Below are 15,877 nucleotides of genomic sequence, written 5' to 3'. Positions count from 1 at the left end.
CCACAGCGGGGACTACGTGGCTGCCGTCGCCTTCTTCAGGGGGACCGCTGGGTCTGGGAGCAGCGTGGGATCCAGTGGGGTGGCGGATTCGATCAGTTTGCGGCCCTGGGCCAGGTCCCGGGGGCGGCCCACCGCCAGGAGGGCGACCAGGGCGCCGCCGCGGAGCCAGCAGACGGACCAGGAGGGCGCCCCGGGGTCGCCCCGCCAGAGCAGGGTGTCGGCGGCGGTGTGGTGGCCCGCGTACTGGACGAAGCGGCCGAACTGCTCGGACCAGAAGTACGGCACGGGGTCGTACGCCACGGGGGACTCGCCCAGGATGTTCGCGGCCACCGCCCGGGGGCCCTGGACCGCGTTGTCCCAGTGGTGCACGAGCAGCCGCTCGCCGTACCGCCCGGAGGGGAAGGACGCGCAGTCGCCGACCGCGTACACGTCGGGCGCCGACGTGCGCAGGTGGTCGTCCGCCAGGACCTCCCCGTGGGCGCCGAGCGCGATACCGGAACCGGCGAGGAACGCCGTCGCCGGGCGCGCCCCGACGCCGACGACGACGGCGCCCGCGGGCAGCTTCGCGCCGTCGTCGAGGAACACCGCGCCGGGCTCGACCCGTGCCACGCGCGCGCCGGTGCGCAGGTCGGCGCCCGCGTCCGCGTACCAGGCCGCCATGGGGGCCGCGACCTCGGCGGGCAGGGCGCCCGCGAGGGGGCGCTCGGCGGCCTCGACGACCGTGACCGCGCAGCCCGCGTCGCGCGCGGCCGTGGCGAACTCGGCGCCGATCCAGCCCGCGCCGACCACCACGACGTCGCGCCGCTCGGCGAGGACCGGCCGCAGGCGCTCGGCGTCGTCGAGGGTGCGCAGCAGGTGCACCCCGGGCACCCCGTCGGAGCCGGGCAGCCGGACCGGCTCCGCGCCGGTCGCGAGGACCAGGCTCTCGTACGCCACCGGGCCCGCCTCGGTGTCCACCGCGCGGTCGCCGGGGCGCACGCCGTCGACGGCGACGCCGAGCCGCAGGTCGATGCCGAGCGCGTCGAAGTCGATGTCGAAGGCGGAGCCCTCGGCCGTGCCGAGCAGCACCGCCTTGGACAGCGGCGGCCGGTCGTACGGCTGGTGCGGCTCCGCGCCGAGCAGCGTCACCGTGCCCGCGTACCCCTGCTCGCGCAGCGCGACGGCCGTCTGCACCCCGGCCATCCCCGCGCCGACGATCACGACGCCCGGTCCGGTTCCCGCCCGCCGCTGCCGCTCGTTCTGCTGCTCGCTCACCCGATCAACTGTAGGGCGGCCGCGACCGCCCGGACACGACGGGCTTACCGGCCCGCTGGCCGACGGGCTAGGGTGGCCCGTGCAGAGCACTCGCGGGAGCCCGGACGCACCGGGCTGAGAGGGAGGCTGACACGGCCTCCGACCGTACGAACCTGATCCGGGTCATGCCGGCGAAGGGAGGGGCTTGACGCCCATGCGTTCCCGTACGAAACCACCGTCCTCACCGCGCTCTTCGGAAGGACCGCCGAGCGACGTCCTCGTGGTCGGCGGCGGCGTCATCGGACTCGTCACCGCCTGGCGGGCCGCGCGCCGCGGCCTGGGCGTCACCGTCGTCGACCCCGAGCCGGGCGGCGGCGCCGCGCAGGTCGCCGCGGGCATGCTGGCCGCCGTCACCGAACTGCACTACGGCGAGCAGACGCTGCTCGGCCTCAACCTGGAGTCCGCGCGCCGCTACCCCGACTTCGTGGCCGAGCTGACCGAGGCCAGCGGCCGGGACGTCGGCTACCGCTCGTGCGGCACCCTCGCCGTGGCGCTCGACGCCGACGACCGCGCCCACCTGCGCGAACTGCACGCCCTCCAGCGGCGGTCGGGCCTTCAGTCGCAGTGGCTGAACGGCCGCGAGTGCCGCCGCCTCGAACCGATGCTCGCCCCGGGCGTGCGCGGCGGACTGCGCGTCGACGGCGACCACCAGGTCGACCCGCGCAAGCTCGCGGCGGCCCTCGTGGTGGCGTGCGAGCGGGCCGGGGTGGCCTTCGTCCGCGCCTGGGCGGAGCGTCTGACGGTCGTACGGGACCGGGCCACCGGCGTCGTCCTCGCCGACGGCACCGCGCTCGCCGCGGGCCAGACCGTCCTCGCGGCGGGCAGCCTCAGCGGGCGGCTCGCGGGCGTGCCGGACGCCGTGCTGCCGCCGGTGCGGCCGGTCAAGGGCCAAGTGCTGCGGCTCACGGTGCCCGAGCGGTACGCGCCGTTCCTCAGCCGCACCGTGCGCGCCGTGGTCCGCGGCAGCCACGTCTACCTGGTGCCGCGCGTCACCGGCGAGCTGGTCGTCGGCGCCACCAGCGAGGAGCAGGGCTGGGACACCACGGTCACCGCGGGCGGCGTCTACGAACTCCTGCGCGACGCCCACGAACTCGTCCCCGGCATCACCGAACTGCCGCTCACCGAGACCCGCGCCGGACTGCGGCCCGGCTCCCCCGACAACGCGCCCCTGCTCGGCCCCACGGCCCTGGCAGGGCTCCTCGTCGCCACCGGCCACTACCGCAACGGCGTCCTCCTGACCCCCGTCACCGGCGACGTCATGGCGCACGCCCTGGTCACCGGGGAACTGCCCCGGAGGCCCTGCCGTTCGCGCCGGACCGCTTCGGCGGGGCCGCGCCGCACGCCCCCTCCCCCGCGTCCGCCAAGCACCTCTTGGAGCAGCCCGCATGACCACGCCCTCCGCCGTCGCAGTCATCTCGGTCAACGGCGAAGCCCGTGACGTGGCCGCGGGCACCACCCTGGACGCCGTCGTCACCGCCCTGACCGCCGCGCCCTCCGGTGTCGCCGCCGCGCTCAACGAGACCGTCGTCCCGCGCACCGAGTGGGCCACCACGCGGCTGCGCGACGGCGACCGCGTCGAAGTCCTCACCGCCGTCCAGGGAGGCTGACGACCATGGCCGACGACCCCCTCGTCCTCGGCGGGCGCACGCTGTCCTCGCGCCTGATCATGGGCACGGGCGGCGCGCCCAGCCTCGACGTCCTGGAGCGGTCCCTGATCGCGTCCGGCACCGAGCTGACCACCGTCGCGATGCGGCGCGTCGACACCGGCACGCACGGCTCGGTCCTGTCCGTGCTCGAACGGCTCGGCATCCAGGTGCTGCCCAACACGGCGGGCTGCTTCACGGCGGGCGAGGCCGTCCTGACCGCGCGGCTCGCCCGTGAGGCGCTCGGCACCGACCTGGTCAAGCTGGAGGTCATCGCCGACGAGCGCACCCTGCTGCCCGACCCCGTGGAGCTGCTCGACGCCGCCGAGACCCTCGTCGACGACGGCTTCACCGTCCTGCCGTACACCAACGACGACCCGGTGCTCGCCCGGAAGCTGGAGGACGTCGGCTGCGCGGCCGTGATGCCGCTCGGCTCCCCCATCGGCTCCGGGCTCGGCATCCGCAACCCGCACAACTTCCAGCTCATCGTGGAGCACGCGCGCGTGCCGGTGATCCTGGACGCCGGTGCGGGGACGGCGTCGGACGCGGCGCTCGCCATGGAGCTGGGGTGCGCGGGCGTGATGCTCGCCTCGGCGGTGACGCGGGCGCAGGACCCGGTGCGCATGGCGGAGGCGATGCGCCACGGGGTGGAGGCGGGGCGGCTCGCGCACCGGGCGGGGCGCATCCCCCGGCGGCACTTCGCGGAGGCGTCCTCCCCCGCCGAGGGCCGGGCGGTGCTCGACCCGGAGCGGCCCGCGTTCTGACGCCGGGACGGCCGGGGCGCGGCCGAGCCGTGGCAGGCCGGTGGGCTTCCGCCTCGGTCACAGGTGTGCTCCAGTCCCGCCCGTGGCGACCCCGGCGGGAGAGGCGTACCGGTCGCGGCTCGTAGACTCCCTTCGTGGACACGACCCTCAAGGACCCCCTCGTCGGGCAGGTGCTCGACGGCCGTTATCGCGTGGACGGGCGCATCGCGGTCGGCGGGATGGCCACGGTCTACCGGGCCGTGGACACCCGCCTCGACCGCGTGCTCGCGCTGAAGGTGATGCACCCGACGCTGGCGGCCGACGCCTCGTTCGTGGAGCGCTTCATCCGGGAGGCCAAGTCGGTCGCCCGGCTCTCCCACCCGAACGTGGTGGGCGTCTTCGACCAGGGCACCGACGGCCCGTACGTGTACCTGGCGATGGAGTACATCGCGGGCTGCACCCTGCGCGACGTCCTGCGGGAGCGCGGCGCGCTGCGCCCCCGGGCGGCGCTCGACATCCTGGAGCCGGTCCTCGCCGCGCTCGGCGCCGCGCACCGCGCCGGGTTCGTGCACCGCGACATGAAGCCCGAGAACGTCCTGATAGGGGACGACGGCCGCGTCAAGGTCGCCGACTTCGGCCTGGTCCGCGCGGTGGACTCGGTGACGAACACCACGGGCGCCGTCCTCGGCACGGTCTCCTACCTGGCGCCGGAGCAGATCGAGCAGGGCACCGCGGACACCCGCGTGGACGTGTACGCCTCCGGGGTCGTCCTCTACGAGATGCTGACCGGCGCCAAGCCGCACTCCGGGGACTCCCCCGCGCAGGTCCTGTTCCAGCACCTGAACGAGGACGTGCCGCCGCCGTCGGCCGCCGTGCCCGGTCTCGCGTACGAGCTGGACGAGCTGGTGGCCTCCGCCACCGCCCGCCGGGCCGACCTCAGGCCGTACGACGCGGTGGCGTTCCTCGCCCAGCTGCGCGAGGCGCGCGCCGCGCTCAGCGACGCGCAGTTGGACGCGGTGCCGCCGCGGGCCCGCGGCGGGGAGCACGACCACCACGACACCTCCGAGGACCGCACCAGCGTGATCCCGCGCGCGGTGCGCTCCACGCAGATGCCGCTGCCCGTCGCCGTGCCGGAGGCGGAGCGGCCGCACGGCTCCGACCTGTCGGACCCGCAGGCCGCGCTCCACCGCACCAGCGTGCTGCGGTCGCCGCAGCCGCCCGCGCAGCCGCCGGGCCGGACGCCCGCGCCGCTGCGCGACCGGCTCCGCCGACGGCTCGCCGAGCGGCGCGGCATCACCCTGTCCATAGCCGCGGCCCTGCTGGCGCTCGGCATCGGCGTGGGCGTCTGGTACATCAACTCGGGCCAGTTCACCAAGGTCCCGCCGCTGCTCGCCAAGACGGAGAAGGAGGCCCGCGACCGGCTCGACGCCGCCGGGCTCGACGTCCGGACGGTCAAGCACGCCTACAGCACCACCGACAAGCGCGGCACGGTCATGGCCACCGACCCCGGCGTCGGCGAGCGCATCCGGCAGAACGGCAAGGTGACCCTGACGGTGTCCCTCGGCCCGCAGACCGCGAAGGTGCCGGACCTCAAGGGCACCCCGCTGTCCGACGCCAGGGACAAGCTCGACGGCCTGGGGCTCGGCGCGGGCCGGGTCACCGAGGCGTTCAGCGACGACGTCCAGAAGGGCGCCGTCATCAGCTCCGACCCCAAGGCCGGTACGGTCCGCAGGACCGGGTCGGCCATCGCGCTCGTCGTCAGCAAGGGCCGTCCCGTGGAGATGCCGGACGTCACGGGCGAGTCCGAGGCGGACGCGCGGTCCGAGCTGGAGGAGCTGGGCCTGAAGGTCAGGATCGCCCCCGAGCGGGTGCACTCCTCCGACGAGGACAAGGGCGACGTCGTCAAGCAGTCGGCCAAGGAGGGCGACCGGCTCGCCGAGGGCGACGCCGTGACGCTGACGCTGTCCAAGGGGCCGGAGATGGTCGAGGTGCCGAACGTCGAGGGCATGAAGGTGGGCGAGGCGCGGGACGCGCTGGAGGCCGAGGGCTTCGACGTCGAGGAGGACCGGGGGCTGCTCGGCCTCTTCGGCGACACCGTCAAGAACCAGTCGGTCGACCCGGGCGACACGGCCCCCAAGGGCTCCACCATCACCATCCAGATCCGTTGACTCTGGCGTGGACGGGTTTTCAGCCCGTCCGGCGTTTGAGGACGAGGCCGAAGGCCGATTTACGGGGGTGCCAGGGGGCGGAGCCCCATCGTTTCGGGGAAGGGTCGCCCGCGCGCAGAGCGCGCTGATGGATGCTGCGGGGTGCCCCCGGCGAGGGAACCCGGCCGTGCCACCCTTGACCGGTGAGCACCAACACCACTCCCCGCAACCCCGTCGGCAGCCACGTCCCCGTAGCCGGTGGCCTGGCCACCGTAGGCCTGGCCTACGCCAGCGACCTGGCCGCGGAAGCCGTCCAGGTCTTCGTGGCGAACCCCCGCGGCTGGGCCACCCCGCCCGGCAGCCCCCAGCAGGACGAGGCGTTCCGCCGGACCTGCGCGGAGCGGGGCATCCCGGCGTACGTCCACGCCCCGTACCTGATCAACTTCGGCTCGCACACCGAGGCGACGGTGGAGAAGTCCGTGGACTCGCTGCGGCACTCCCTGCGCCGGGGCCGGGAGATCGGCGCGCTCGGCGTGGTCGTGCACACCGGTTCGGCGACGGGCGGCCGGGAGCGGGAGGTGGCGCTGCGGCAGGTCCGCGAGCGGATGCTGCCGCTGCTCGACGAGCTGACGCACGACGACGACCCGTATCTGCTCCTGGAGTCGACCGCGGGGCAGGGCGCCTCGCTGTGCTCCCGCACCTGGGACTTCGGCCCGTACTTCGAGGCCCTGGACGCCCATCCGAAGCTCGGGGTGTGCCTGGACACCTGCCATGTTTTCGCGGCGGGGCACGACCTGGCCGGGCCCGGCGGCGCGAAGGAGACCCTCGACCTGCTGGTCGACACCGTCGGCGAGGGCCGCCTCAAGCTGGTGCACGCCAATGACTCCAAGGACGTCGTCGGCGCCCGCAAGGACCGGCACGCGAACATCGGCGCGGGCCACATCGGCGCCGAGGGCTTCCGCGAGCTGATCGCCCACCCCGCGCTCGACGGCGTACCGCTGATCATCGAGACGCCCGGCGGGAAGGAGGGGCACGCGGCGGACGTGGCCCGGCTCAAGGAACTGCGCGGGGCCTGACGCGGGCCCACCGGGGGCGGCACGGCGCGGGCCCCGTGGTCCACGCCGTGGACCGCCGCGACGGCCCGGGCAGGGGTCAGAGTTCGGGGCCGTCCCCGGGCTCTTCCTGGTACGAGTAGCGCTGCTCGCGCCAGGGGTCGCCGATGTTGTGGTAGCCGCGCTCCTCCCAGAAGCCGCGGCGGTCGGCGGTCATGTACTCGATGCCGCGGACCCACTTGGGGCCCTTCCAGGCGTACAGGTGCGGCACCACGAGCCGCAGCGGGAAGCCGTGCTCCGCGGTGAGCAGTTCGCCGCCCTTGTGGGTGGCGAAGATCGTGCGGTCGGAGAGGAAGTCCGCCATTCGCAGGTTCGAGCTGAAGCCGTACTCGGCCCAGACCATGACGTGGGTGACGTTCGGCGCGGGCGGGGCGAGGTCGAGGACGTCCCGGGCGAGCACGCCGCCCCACTCGGCGCCGAGCATGCTGAACTTCGTGACGCAGTGCAGGTCGGCGACCACCGTGGTGTACGGCAAGGCCGAGAACTCCTCGTGCGTCCAGGAGTGCTTCTCGCCGTCGGCCGTGGCGCCGAAGACCCTGAAGTCCCAGCGCTCCGGGCGGAACTTGGGCACGGGGCCGTAGTGCGTGACCGGCCAGCCCCGCTGTAGTCGCTGCCCCGGCGGAAGCTCCGGATCCGCTCCGTCCCGAGTTGTGCGACCCACCGGCTGACCCATGCCTCCATCCTGACAGACCGGGAGCAGTGGACGTGACCAGGTATGCGCGGATTCGGGCAACTCCTACTAAGCGTGCACTTACTGGACGCCCCTCGGACGCCAGTGCAAGGATGCGCGGACCTGCCAGTCCCCCGCTTGGAAGGAGCCTCTGCGATGCAGGGCGACCCCGAGGTCATCGAATTCCTCAACGAGCAGCTGACCGCCGAGCTGACCGCGATCAACCAGTACTTCCTGCACGCGAAGATGCAGGAGAACTTCGGCTGGACGAAGCTCGCGAAGTTCACCCGGTCCGAGTCGATCGACGAGATGAAGCACGCCGAAGTGCTCACCGACCGGATCCTGTTCCTCGACGGCCTGCCCAACTACCAGCGGCTCTTCCACGTCCGCATCGGTCAGTCCGTCACCGAGATGTTCCAGGCCGACCGGCAGATCGAGGTGGAGGCGATCGACCGCCTCAAGCGCGGCATCGAGGTGATGCGCGCCAAGGGCGACATCACGTCCGCGAACATCTTCGAGTCGATCCTCGAAGACGAGGAGCACCACATCGACTACCTCGACACCCAGCTGGAGCTGGTGGAGAAGCTCGGTGAGGCGCTGTACATCGCGCAGCTCATCGAGCAGCCGGAGAGCTGACTCCGGTACGCGTCCGGTACGCGGCTGCCTCCGGTACGCGCCCTAGGCCGCTTCCGGCAGCTCCGCCTCGGGAGCCAGGGCCACCACGGGCTCGCCCTGGTCGAGCAGCTCGCGCCGCGGGCAGGCGCCCCGGCCGAGCAGCGCCTGGATGCGCCGCACGCACGACCCGCAGTCCGTCCCCGCCTTACAGGCCGAGGCGATCTGCCGGGGGGTGCAGGCGCCGTCCGCCGCGTGCTGCCGCACCTGCGCCTCGGTGATGCCGAAGCAGTTGCAGACGTACACGCGGGATCACCTCCCCGATCAGGGTTTCATCAGCAGGGCCGTACCGATTGATCGGTGAGGCTAACCTAACCTTACCCGTCGCCCCGGGTCCACAAAAGCCCGGGGTACGCCGGTGGGGCGGGGATCACACGGATCCCCGCCCCACCGACGCTTACGCCAGGCGTCCGCTTACTGGTCCCGGTACATCTCCGCGACCAGGAACGCCAGGTCCAGGGACTGGCTGCGGTTGAGCCGCGGGTCGCAGGCCGTCTCGTAGCGCTGGTGCAGGTCGTCGACGAAGATCTCGTCGCCGCCGCCCACGCACTCCGTGACGTCGTCGCCGGTCAGCTCCACGTGGATGCCGCCCGGGTGCGTGCCGAGCGTCTTGTGGACCTCGAAGAAGCCCTTGACCTCGTCGAGCACGTCGTCGAAGCGGCGGGTCTTGTGGCCGGAGGCCGCCTCGAAGGTGTTGCCGTGCATCGGGTCGGTCACCCAGGCGACCGTCGCGCCGGAGGCGGTGACCTTCTCGACCAGCTCCGGGAGCTTGTCGCGGATCTTGTCGGCGCCCATGCGGACGATGAAGGTCAGACGGCCCGGCTCGCGCTCGGGGTCGAGGCGCTCGATGTACTGGAGCGCCTCCTCGGCCGTCGTCGTCGGGCCGAGCTTGATGCCGATCGGGTTGCGGATCTTGGAGGCGAACTCGATGTGCGCGCCGTCCAGCTGGCGGGTGCGCTCGCCGATCCACACCATGTGCCCGGACACGTCGTACAGCTCGCCGGTGCGGGAGTCGACGCGGGTCAGCGCCGACTCGTAGTCCAGCAGCAGCGCCTCGTGGGACGAGAAGAACTCGACTGTCTTGAACTCCTCCGGGTCCGTGCCGCAGGCCCGCATGAAGTTGAGCGCGTTGTCGATCTCCCGGGCCAGCTGCTCGTAGCGCTGGCCGGACGGGGAGGACTTCACGAAGTCCTGGTTCCAGGCGTGCACCTGGCGCAGGTCGGCGTAGCCGCCGGTGGTGAAGGCGCGCACCAGGTTGAGCGTGGAGGCGGAGGCGTTGTACATCCGCTTCAGGCGCTCGGGGTCCGGGACGCGGGCCTCCTCGGTGAAGGCGAAGCCGTTCACCGAGTCGCCGCGGTAGGTCGGCAGCGTGACGCCGTCGCGGGTCTCGGTGGGCTTGGAGCGGGGCTTGGAGTACTGCCCCGCGATGCGGCCGACCTTCACGACCGGCACGGAGGCGGCGTACGTCAGCACGGCGCCCATCTGCAGGAGGGTCTTCAGCTTGGCGCGGATGTGGTCGGCGCTCACCGCGTCGAACGACTCGGCGCAGTCCCCGCCCTGGAGGAGGAACGCCTCGCCCCTGGCGACGGCCCCCATCCGGGCGCGCAGCATGTCGCACTCACCCGCGAAGACGAGCGGGGGATAGGAGCTGAGCTCGTCGATGACGTCGCGCAGGGCCTCGGCATCGGGGTACTCGGGCTGCTGCGCCGCGGGCAGGGATCGCCAGCTCGCCTCAGCGGCGACGGCTTGGGAATCAGCGTTCACGGTCACCCCGTAAACCTTACGGGGTCCGGATCCGTGGTCACGCCTGCGCCCGTCAGATGAGACGACCGGACGGCGTGAACCGCGCGGCGTCCGGCGCGGCCCGCCGCGCCCGCTCCCCCGCGCTCGGCGCGGCCAGGGCCAGCTCGCGGTGCGTGCGGCGCAGCATAAGGCGGGCCATGAAGGGGTGCGCGCGCCGCACCACGCCCCAGTACAGACGGCCGCGGAGGGTGTCCGCGCGGGCCGCCGTGCTGAGCGTGACGTACGCGTCGTCGACGTGGATCGAGGCGCGGGCGGTCAGGCCCGTCACGCGCACGTCCAGGAGGAGTTCGCCCTCGGCGCGGGCGACGACGGGGAAGGCGCCGCGCAGCACGCCCGCCCACGCCCCAGGGTCGCGGGGCAGGCCCGGGAGCAGCGGCATGCGGTACGCGTCGCGGTAGCCGGGGCGGTCCAGGGCGGTGCGGATCAGGCGGGCGCCCTCGGGCCAGTCAACGGCCTCGGGGCGGGGCCAGTCGAGGCGGTTGAGGAGCCGGACCCGGGGTGTCCAGTGGACAGGACGGGCGCAGGTGCCGGTCGCGGCGCGCTCCGCGTTGTCCAGGACCTCCTCGACCATCGTGTCGTGCACCGGCCGGATGACCGTGGGCCACAGCAGGCGGTCCATCCCCTTCGGCTCGGTCTCCAGGACGTGCCGCACGCGGCAGCGGCGCTCCCCCAGGGGCTCGACGGTCAGCTCGTGGAACCCGCCCGAGGCGTCGGTGAAGTCGAAGCGGACGCGGCGCCCGGGCTCGTACGCCGTGACGCGGTAGCGGACCGGGCCGTGGCCGCCGTCGGCGCCGACGGCGAGCGGCCCGTCGAAGGTCATCGCGGGCCAGGCGGGGGTCGGGAAGACCGGGTCGTCCGGGGCCGAGAGGCGGTCGAACAGGGCCCCCACGACCTCGGCCGGGCTCGCTATCTCCCGCTCGTGCTCATTGCGTACGACACCCACGGCGCACCTCCATACGCTGGCGTATGTTTTACCGTACGGTACCGTACGGTCATGGTGCAACGGCGACAGCGGAAGACCCCGGCGAAGGCCCGGCTCAGCGCTCAGGACTGGGCCGACGCGGCGCTCACGGCGATCGGCGAGGGCGGGCTCGCGGCCGTCGCCGTGGAGCCCCTCGCGGTCCGCCTGGGCACCACGAAGGGCAGCTTCTACTGGCACTTCGCGAACCGCGACGCCCTCATCGAGGCGGCCCTGGAGCGCTGGGCGGAGGTCAACACCGAGGGGATCATCAGCGAGATCGAGGCCGAGCCGGACCTCCGCAGGCGCATCCGGCTGCTGTTCGCCGAGGCCGTCAGCTCCGCGTCCTCCGACCCCCTGGAGGTGTCGCTGCTCGCGACCGCCTCGCACCCCAAGGTGGCGGTGGCCCTGCGCCGGGTGACCGAGCGCCGGGTGGAGTACGTCGCGGGGCTCTTCGCCCAGCTCGGCTTCCCCGAGCCGGAGGCCCGCCGCCGGGGCCTGCTCGCGTACACGGTCTACCTGGGGCACGCCCAGCTCGGGCACGCGGCGCCGTCGGTGCTGCCGGGCGCGGACGAGTTCGGCGCCTATCTGGACGAGGCGCTGGACGTGCTGATGATGCGCTAGGGTGCGGGGCATGCGCACACAGCCGACCCAGAACCAGAACTGGTGGTGGCCCGCTCATCCGGCGGCCCACTGACTGCGCGTACGCAAGCGACATCGCGAAGGCCGCCCGAGGGGCGGCCTTCAGTGTTTCCCGGACGGTCTCCGGGACCGGCCGTTCCTCTTCCCCGAAGCCCCGAAGCCCCACCCAGGGAAGGAACAGCCCGCATGCACCTCACCGACCTCCTGACCGACGACCGCCCCTTCGCCCTGCTGCGCCGCCGCACGCCGGGCCGCGACCACGCGACGGTGGAGGTCCTGATCGGCCCCGTGGCCGCGTACGACCGGCTCGCCGACATCCCCGAGGGCCTGGCGCTGGTGCCGTTCCGGCAGATCAGGGAGCGCGGCTTCGACGTCACCGACGACGGCACGCCGCTCGCGGTGCTGACCCCCGAGGAGACGCACGAACTCCCCCTGGAGCGGGCCCTGGCGGAGCTTCCCGCGCACGGCGTGCGGGTGGCGGGCCACGGCTTCGACGTCAGTGACGAGGCGTACGCCGAGATCGTCGGCCGGGTGCTCCGCGAGGAGATCGGGCGCGGCGAGGGCGCGAACTTCGTGATCCGGCGGACGTACGAGGGCGAGATCCCCGGCTTCGGCAGGGCGGACGCCCTCGCGCTGTTCCGCGGGCTCCTGGAGGGCGAGCGCGGCGCGTACTGGACGTTCGTGGTGCACACCGGGGACCGGACGCTCGTCGGGGCGAGCCCCGAGGCGCACGTGCGGATGTCGGGCGGCACGGTCGTCATGAACCCGATCAGCGGCACCTACCGCTATCCCGCCGGGGGCCCCACGGTCGACGGCCTGCTCCGCTTCCTCGACGACGCCAAGGAGACCGAGGAGCTGTCGATGGTCGTCGACGAGGAGCTGAAGATGATGTGCACGGTCGGCGACATGGGCGGCGTGGTCGTCGGGCCGCGCCTGAAGGAGATGGCGCACCTGGCGCACACCGAGTACGAGCTGCGCGGGCGCTCGTCGCTGGACGTGCGGGACGTGCTGCGGGAGACGCTGTTCGCGGCGACCGTCACCGGCTCGCCGGTGCAGAACGCGTGCCGGGTCATCGAGCGGCACGAGCGCGGCGGGCGCGGCTACTACGCGGGCGCCCTCGCGCTGGTCGGCCGGGACGCGGGCGGCGCCCAGACCCTGGACTCGCCGATCCTGATCCGCACCGCCGACATCGCCGCCGACGGCCGCCTGCGGGTGCCGGTCGGCGCCACCCTGGTGCGCGGCTCGGACCCGGCCGGTGAGGTGGCGGAGACGCATGCGAAGGCGGCGGGCGTGCTCGCGGCCCTCGGGGTCGTGCCCGGGCGCGCGCGGGACGAGGCGGGGCGCCCGGCGCTGGCCGACGACCCGCGGGTGCGGGCGGCGCTCGACGGGCGGCGGGCGCGCCTCGCGCCGTTCTGGCTGCGGATGCAGGAGGTGACGCGGGCCCTGGCCGGGCACGCGCTGGTGGTCGACGGCGAGGACACGTTCACGGCGATGCTGGCGCATGTGCTGCGCTCGTCCGGGCTCGCGGTCACCGTGCGGCGCTACGACGAGCCGGGCCTCGCGGACGCGGTGGCGGCGCACGAGGGCCCGGTGGTGCTCGGCCCGGGCCCCGGCGACCCCTCGGACCTGGCCGACCCGAAGATGCGGCTGCTGCGGGGGCTCGCCGCCGAGGTGATCCGGGAGCGGCGGCGGCCGGTGCTCGGGGTCTGCCTCGGCCATGAGCTGATCGCCGCCGAGCTGGGCCTGGAGATCGTCCGCAAGCGGGTGCCGTACCAGGGCGCGCAGGCCGCGATCGACCTCTTCGGACGGACGGAGACCGTCGGCTTCTACAACAGCTTCGTGGCGCGCTGCGACGACGAGGCGGACCTGGAGCTGGCCGCGCACGGCGTCGAGGTCAGCCGGGACCGGGCCACGGGCGAGGTGCACGCGCTGCGCGGGCCCGGCTTCGCGTCGCTCCAGTTCCACCCGGAGTCGGTGCTCACGCTGCGCGGCGCGGCGGTGGTGCGCGAGCTGCTGGCTCAGCTGACGGGCACGGCGGGCACCAGCACGTTCTCCGAGCGGCGGCCCGCCAGGTAGTCCAGGACGTTGGTCACCGTGGCCTCGATGATCTGGCCGACGGCGTCCTCCGTGTAGTACGCCTGGTGCGAGGTGACCACGACGTTCGGGAAGGTGACGAGGCGGGCCAGGGTGTCGTCCTCGACGACTTCGAGGGACTTGTCGAGGAAGAACAGCCCGGCCTCCGCCTCGTACACGTCGAGGCCGACGCCCGTGAAGCGGCCCGCGCGCAACTGCGTGACCAGGGCGTCGGTGTCGATGAGGCCGCCGCGGCTGGAGTTCACCAGGATGGCGTCGTCCTTCATGGCGCGCAGCGCGGCGGCGTCGATGAGGTGCCGGGTGGCGGGCAGCAGCGGCACGTGCAGGCTGATCAGGTCGGCCTCGGCGAACAGGCGCTCCTTGTCCACGTACGTCATGCCGAGGGCCAGGCAGGCGGGGTTCTCGGCGACGTCCCAGCCGAGCAGGCGCATGCCGAAGCCGTGCGCGATCCGGGCGAAGGCCTCGCCGATCTTGCCGGTGCCGAGGACGCCGACGGTGCGGCCGTGCAGGTCCCGGCCCATCAGGCCGTCGAGCCGGAAGTCGAAGTCGCGGGTGCGGTTGCTGGCGCGGACGATGCGGCGGTTGACGGCCATGGCCAGGGTCCAGGCGAACTCCGCGACGGAGTACGGGGAGTAGGACGAGACGCGGGCGACGGTCAGGCCGAGGCGCTCGGCCACCTGGAGGTCGATGTTGTTGAACCCGGTGGAGCGCTGGGCGACCATCTGGGTGCCCCCGGCGGCGAGGGTCTGCAGGACGCGGTTGTCCAGGACGGCGTTGACGCTGGTGGAGATGACCTCGTACCCGGCGGCGATGGGGGCGGTGTCCTCCGTGAGGAAGACGTCCAGGCAGCGGATGTCGTGGTGCGGGGCGAAGGCCTTCTCGATGAGGGGGCGCTCGTCGGCCTGGACGCCGAAGGCAAGGATCTCCACGGTGGCCACTCCCGTTCGGGGTACGCGGGTGCCGTACGGGGCGAATATACGTTTCCGGTGGCTTTGGCGCCCCACGAGGGGGTGGCCCGGCACCGTGGCCGCGAGCCGGGCCCCCGCGGCCGAGCGCCGCGCGTCAGCCGAAGAACACGCCGACCTCCCGGTACAGGGAGGGATCCACCGTCTTCAGCCTGGCGGTGGCCTCCGCGATGGGCACCCGCACGATGTCCGTGCCCCGCAGCGCCACCATCTTGCCGAAGTCCCCGTCCCGCACGGCGTCGATGGCGTGCAGGCCGAACCGGGTGGCGAGCCAGCGGTCGAAGGCGCTCGGCGTGCCGCCCCGCTGGACGTGGCCGAGGACCGTCGTGCGGGCCTCCTTGCCGGTGCGCTTCTCGATCTCCTTGGCCAGCCACTCCCCCACGCCGGACAGGCGCACATGCCCGAAGGAGTCCAGGGACTCGTCCTTGAGGACCACGTCGCCGTCCTTGGGCATGGCCCCCTCCGCGACGACGACGATCGGCGCGTACGAGGCCCTGAAGCGCGAGGTGACCCAGGCGCAGACCTGGTCGAGGTCGAAGCGCTGCTCGGGGATGAGGATGACGTTGGCGCCGCCCGCGAGGCCCGAGTGCAGCGCGATCCAGCCCGCGTGGCGGCCCATGACCTCCACGACCAGGACCCGCATGTGCGACTCGGCGGTGGTGTGCAGCCGGTCGATGGCCTCGGTGGCGATGCCGACGGCCGTGTCGAAGCCGAAGGTGTAGTCGGTGGCGGACAGGTCGTTGTCGATGGTCTTCGGCACGCCGACGACAGGCACCCCGTACTCGTCGGTGAGGCGGGCGGCGACGCCGAGGGTGTCCTCGCCGCCGATCGCGATCAGGGCCTCGACCTCGTTCTTGGCGAGGTTCTCCTTCACGCGCCGGATGCCGTTCCCGGCCTTGAGGGGGTTGGTGCGCGACGAGCCGAGGATGGTGCCGCCGCGGGGCAGGATGCCGCGGACGGCGGGGATGTCGAGCTGGACGGTGTCGCCTTCGAGCGGCCCGCGCCAGCCGTCGCGGAACCCGACGAACTCGTACCCGTACTCCTGTACGCCCTTGCGGACGACGCCCCGGATGACGGCATTGAGCCCGGGGCAGTCGCCGCCTCCGGTCAGAACTCCGACCCGCATGGAAATGTC

14 protein-coding genes, 1 pseudogene and 1 riboswitch are annotated in these 15,877 nt (G+C 73.4%); of the genes and pseudogenes, 8 read left to right on the top strand and 7 right to left on the bottom strand.

The annotated features are described in order from the left end of the window. Window positions 1-12: 12 nt before the first annotated feature. On the bottom strand, window positions 13-1,254 hold the full coding sequence (locus ACOBQU_RS28690) for an NAD(P)/FAD-dependent oxidoreductase (protein ID WP_423630898.1): 1,242 nt from the start codon (window positions 1,252-1,254) through the stop codon (window positions 13-15). A gap of 82 nt (window positions 1,255-1,336) precedes the next feature. Continuing rightward, a riboswitch (TPP riboswitch) is annotated at window positions 1,337-1,450 on the top strand. Between ACOBQU_RS28690 and thiO the strand changes: the two are divergent. The 5 genes and pseudogenes from thiO to ACOBQU_RS28665 all read left to right on the top strand — a co-directional run bounded on the left by thiO (window position 1,448) and on the right by ACOBQU_RS28665 (window position 6,902). Beyond that, window positions 1,448-2,682: pseudogene (thiO, locus tag ACOBQU_RS28685) on the top strand (glycine oxidase ThiO). (Overlaps the previous riboswitch by 3 nt.) Beyond that, entirely contained in the window at window positions 2,679-2,900 is a 222-nt protein-coding gene (thiS, locus tag ACOBQU_RS28680; protein WP_423630896.1) for a sulfur carrier protein ThiS, read from the top strand. The pseudogene thiO and the gene thiS overlap by 4 nt, the downstream one beginning before the upstream one ends. 5 nt (window positions 2,901-2,905) lie before the next feature. Then, window positions 2,906-3,700: a thiazole synthase gene (locus ACOBQU_RS28675; protein ID WP_423630895.1), complete on the top strand. Its 795-nt coding sequence runs from the start codon at window positions 2,906-2,908 to the stop codon at window positions 3,698-3,700. 134 nt (window positions 3,701-3,834) lie between these two features. Beyond that, window positions 3,835-5,847, top strand: coding sequence for a Stk1 family PASTA domain-containing Ser/Thr kinase (gene pknB / locus ACOBQU_RS28670; protein WP_423630893.1), 2,013 nt, complete (start codon window positions 3,835-3,837; stop codon window positions 5,845-5,847). A gap of 182 nt (window positions 5,848-6,029) precedes the next feature. Further along, the gene (locus ACOBQU_RS28665) at window positions 6,030-6,902 is read left to right on the top strand and encodes a deoxyribonuclease IV (RefSeq protein WP_423630891.1); all 873 of its coding nucleotides are present in this window, start codon (window positions 6,030-6,032) and stop codon (window positions 6,900-6,902) included. A gap of 76 nt (window positions 6,903-6,978) precedes the next feature. Here the strand turns inward: ACOBQU_RS28665 and ACOBQU_RS28660 are convergent, their stop codons facing one another. After that, window positions 6,979-7,611: a sulfite oxidase-like oxidoreductase gene (locus ACOBQU_RS28660; RefSeq protein ID WP_423630889.1), complete on the bottom strand. Its 633-nt coding sequence runs from the start codon at window positions 7,609-7,611 to the stop codon at window positions 6,979-6,981. A 153-nt stretch (window positions 7,612-7,764) separates the two neighbouring features. On the opposite strand from ACOBQU_RS28660, the gene bfr reads away from it, so the two are divergent. Beyond that, a complete protein-coding gene (gene bfr, locus ACOBQU_RS28655; protein WP_423630888.1) occupies window positions 7,765-8,244 on the top strand; it encodes a bacterioferritin in 480 nt (159 codons plus the stop codon). A gap of 42 nt (window positions 8,245-8,286) precedes the next feature. On the opposite strand, the gene ACOBQU_RS28650 is transcribed toward bfr, so the two are convergent. From ACOBQU_RS28650 to ACOBQU_RS28640, 3 genes are all read right to left on the bottom strand, one after another. Beyond that, entirely contained in the window at window positions 8,287-8,526 is a 240-nt protein-coding gene (locus ACOBQU_RS28650; protein ID WP_423630886.1) for a (2Fe-2S)-binding protein, read from the bottom strand. A gap of 168 nt (window positions 8,527-8,694) precedes the next feature. Further along, window positions 8,695-10,050, bottom strand: a complete 1,356-nt coding sequence (locus ACOBQU_RS28645) for a class II 3-deoxy-7-phosphoheptulonate synthase (protein WP_423630884.1) — start codon at window positions 10,048-10,050, stop codon at window positions 8,695-8,697. Between the two features lie 46 nt (window positions 10,051-10,096). After that, on the bottom strand, window positions 10,097-11,026 hold the full coding sequence (locus tag ACOBQU_RS28640; RefSeq protein ID WP_423630882.1) for a DUF2867 domain-containing protein: 930 nt from the start codon (window positions 11,024-11,026) through the stop codon (window positions 10,097-10,099). A gap of 51 nt (window positions 11,027-11,077) precedes the next feature. Here ACOBQU_RS28640 and ACOBQU_RS28635 point away from each other — a divergent pair, with 51 nt between their 5' ends. After that, entirely contained in the window at window positions 11,078-11,665 is a 588-nt protein-coding gene (locus ACOBQU_RS28635) for a TetR/AcrR family transcriptional regulator (protein ID WP_423630881.1), read from the top strand. 204 nt (window positions 11,666-11,869) lie between these two features. Then, window positions 11,870-13,759 carry an anthranilate synthase family protein gene (locus ACOBQU_RS28630; RefSeq protein WP_423630879.1) on the top strand — a complete coding sequence of 630 codons (1,890 nt, stop codon included), beginning with the start codon at window positions 11,870-11,872 and terminating at the stop codon, window positions 13,757-13,759. Here the strand turns inward: ACOBQU_RS28630 and ACOBQU_RS28625 are convergent. After that, window positions 13,702-14,706 carry a 2-hydroxyacid dehydrogenase gene (locus tag ACOBQU_RS28625; protein ID WP_423630877.1) on the bottom strand — a complete coding sequence of 335 codons (1,005 nt, stop codon included), beginning with the start codon at window positions 14,704-14,706 and terminating at the stop codon, window positions 13,702-13,704. The genes ACOBQU_RS28630 and ACOBQU_RS28625 overlap by 58 nt on opposite strands. A gap of 133 nt (window positions 14,707-14,839) precedes the next feature. Then, complete coding sequence (locus ACOBQU_RS28620; protein ID WP_423630876.1) at window positions 14,840-15,868, bottom strand: 6-phosphofructokinase; 1,029 nt, start codon at window positions 15,866-15,868, stop codon at window positions 14,840-14,842. Window positions 15,869-15,877: the final 9 nt, after the last annotated feature.

The sequence above is a fragment of the Streptomyces sp. G45 genome (assembly GCF_049542095.1).
Taxonomy (GTDB): domain Bacteria; phylum Actinomycetota; class Actinomycetes; order Streptomycetales; family Streptomycetaceae; genus Streptomyces.
This window is presented reverse-complemented; position numbering and strand designations above follow the sequence as displayed.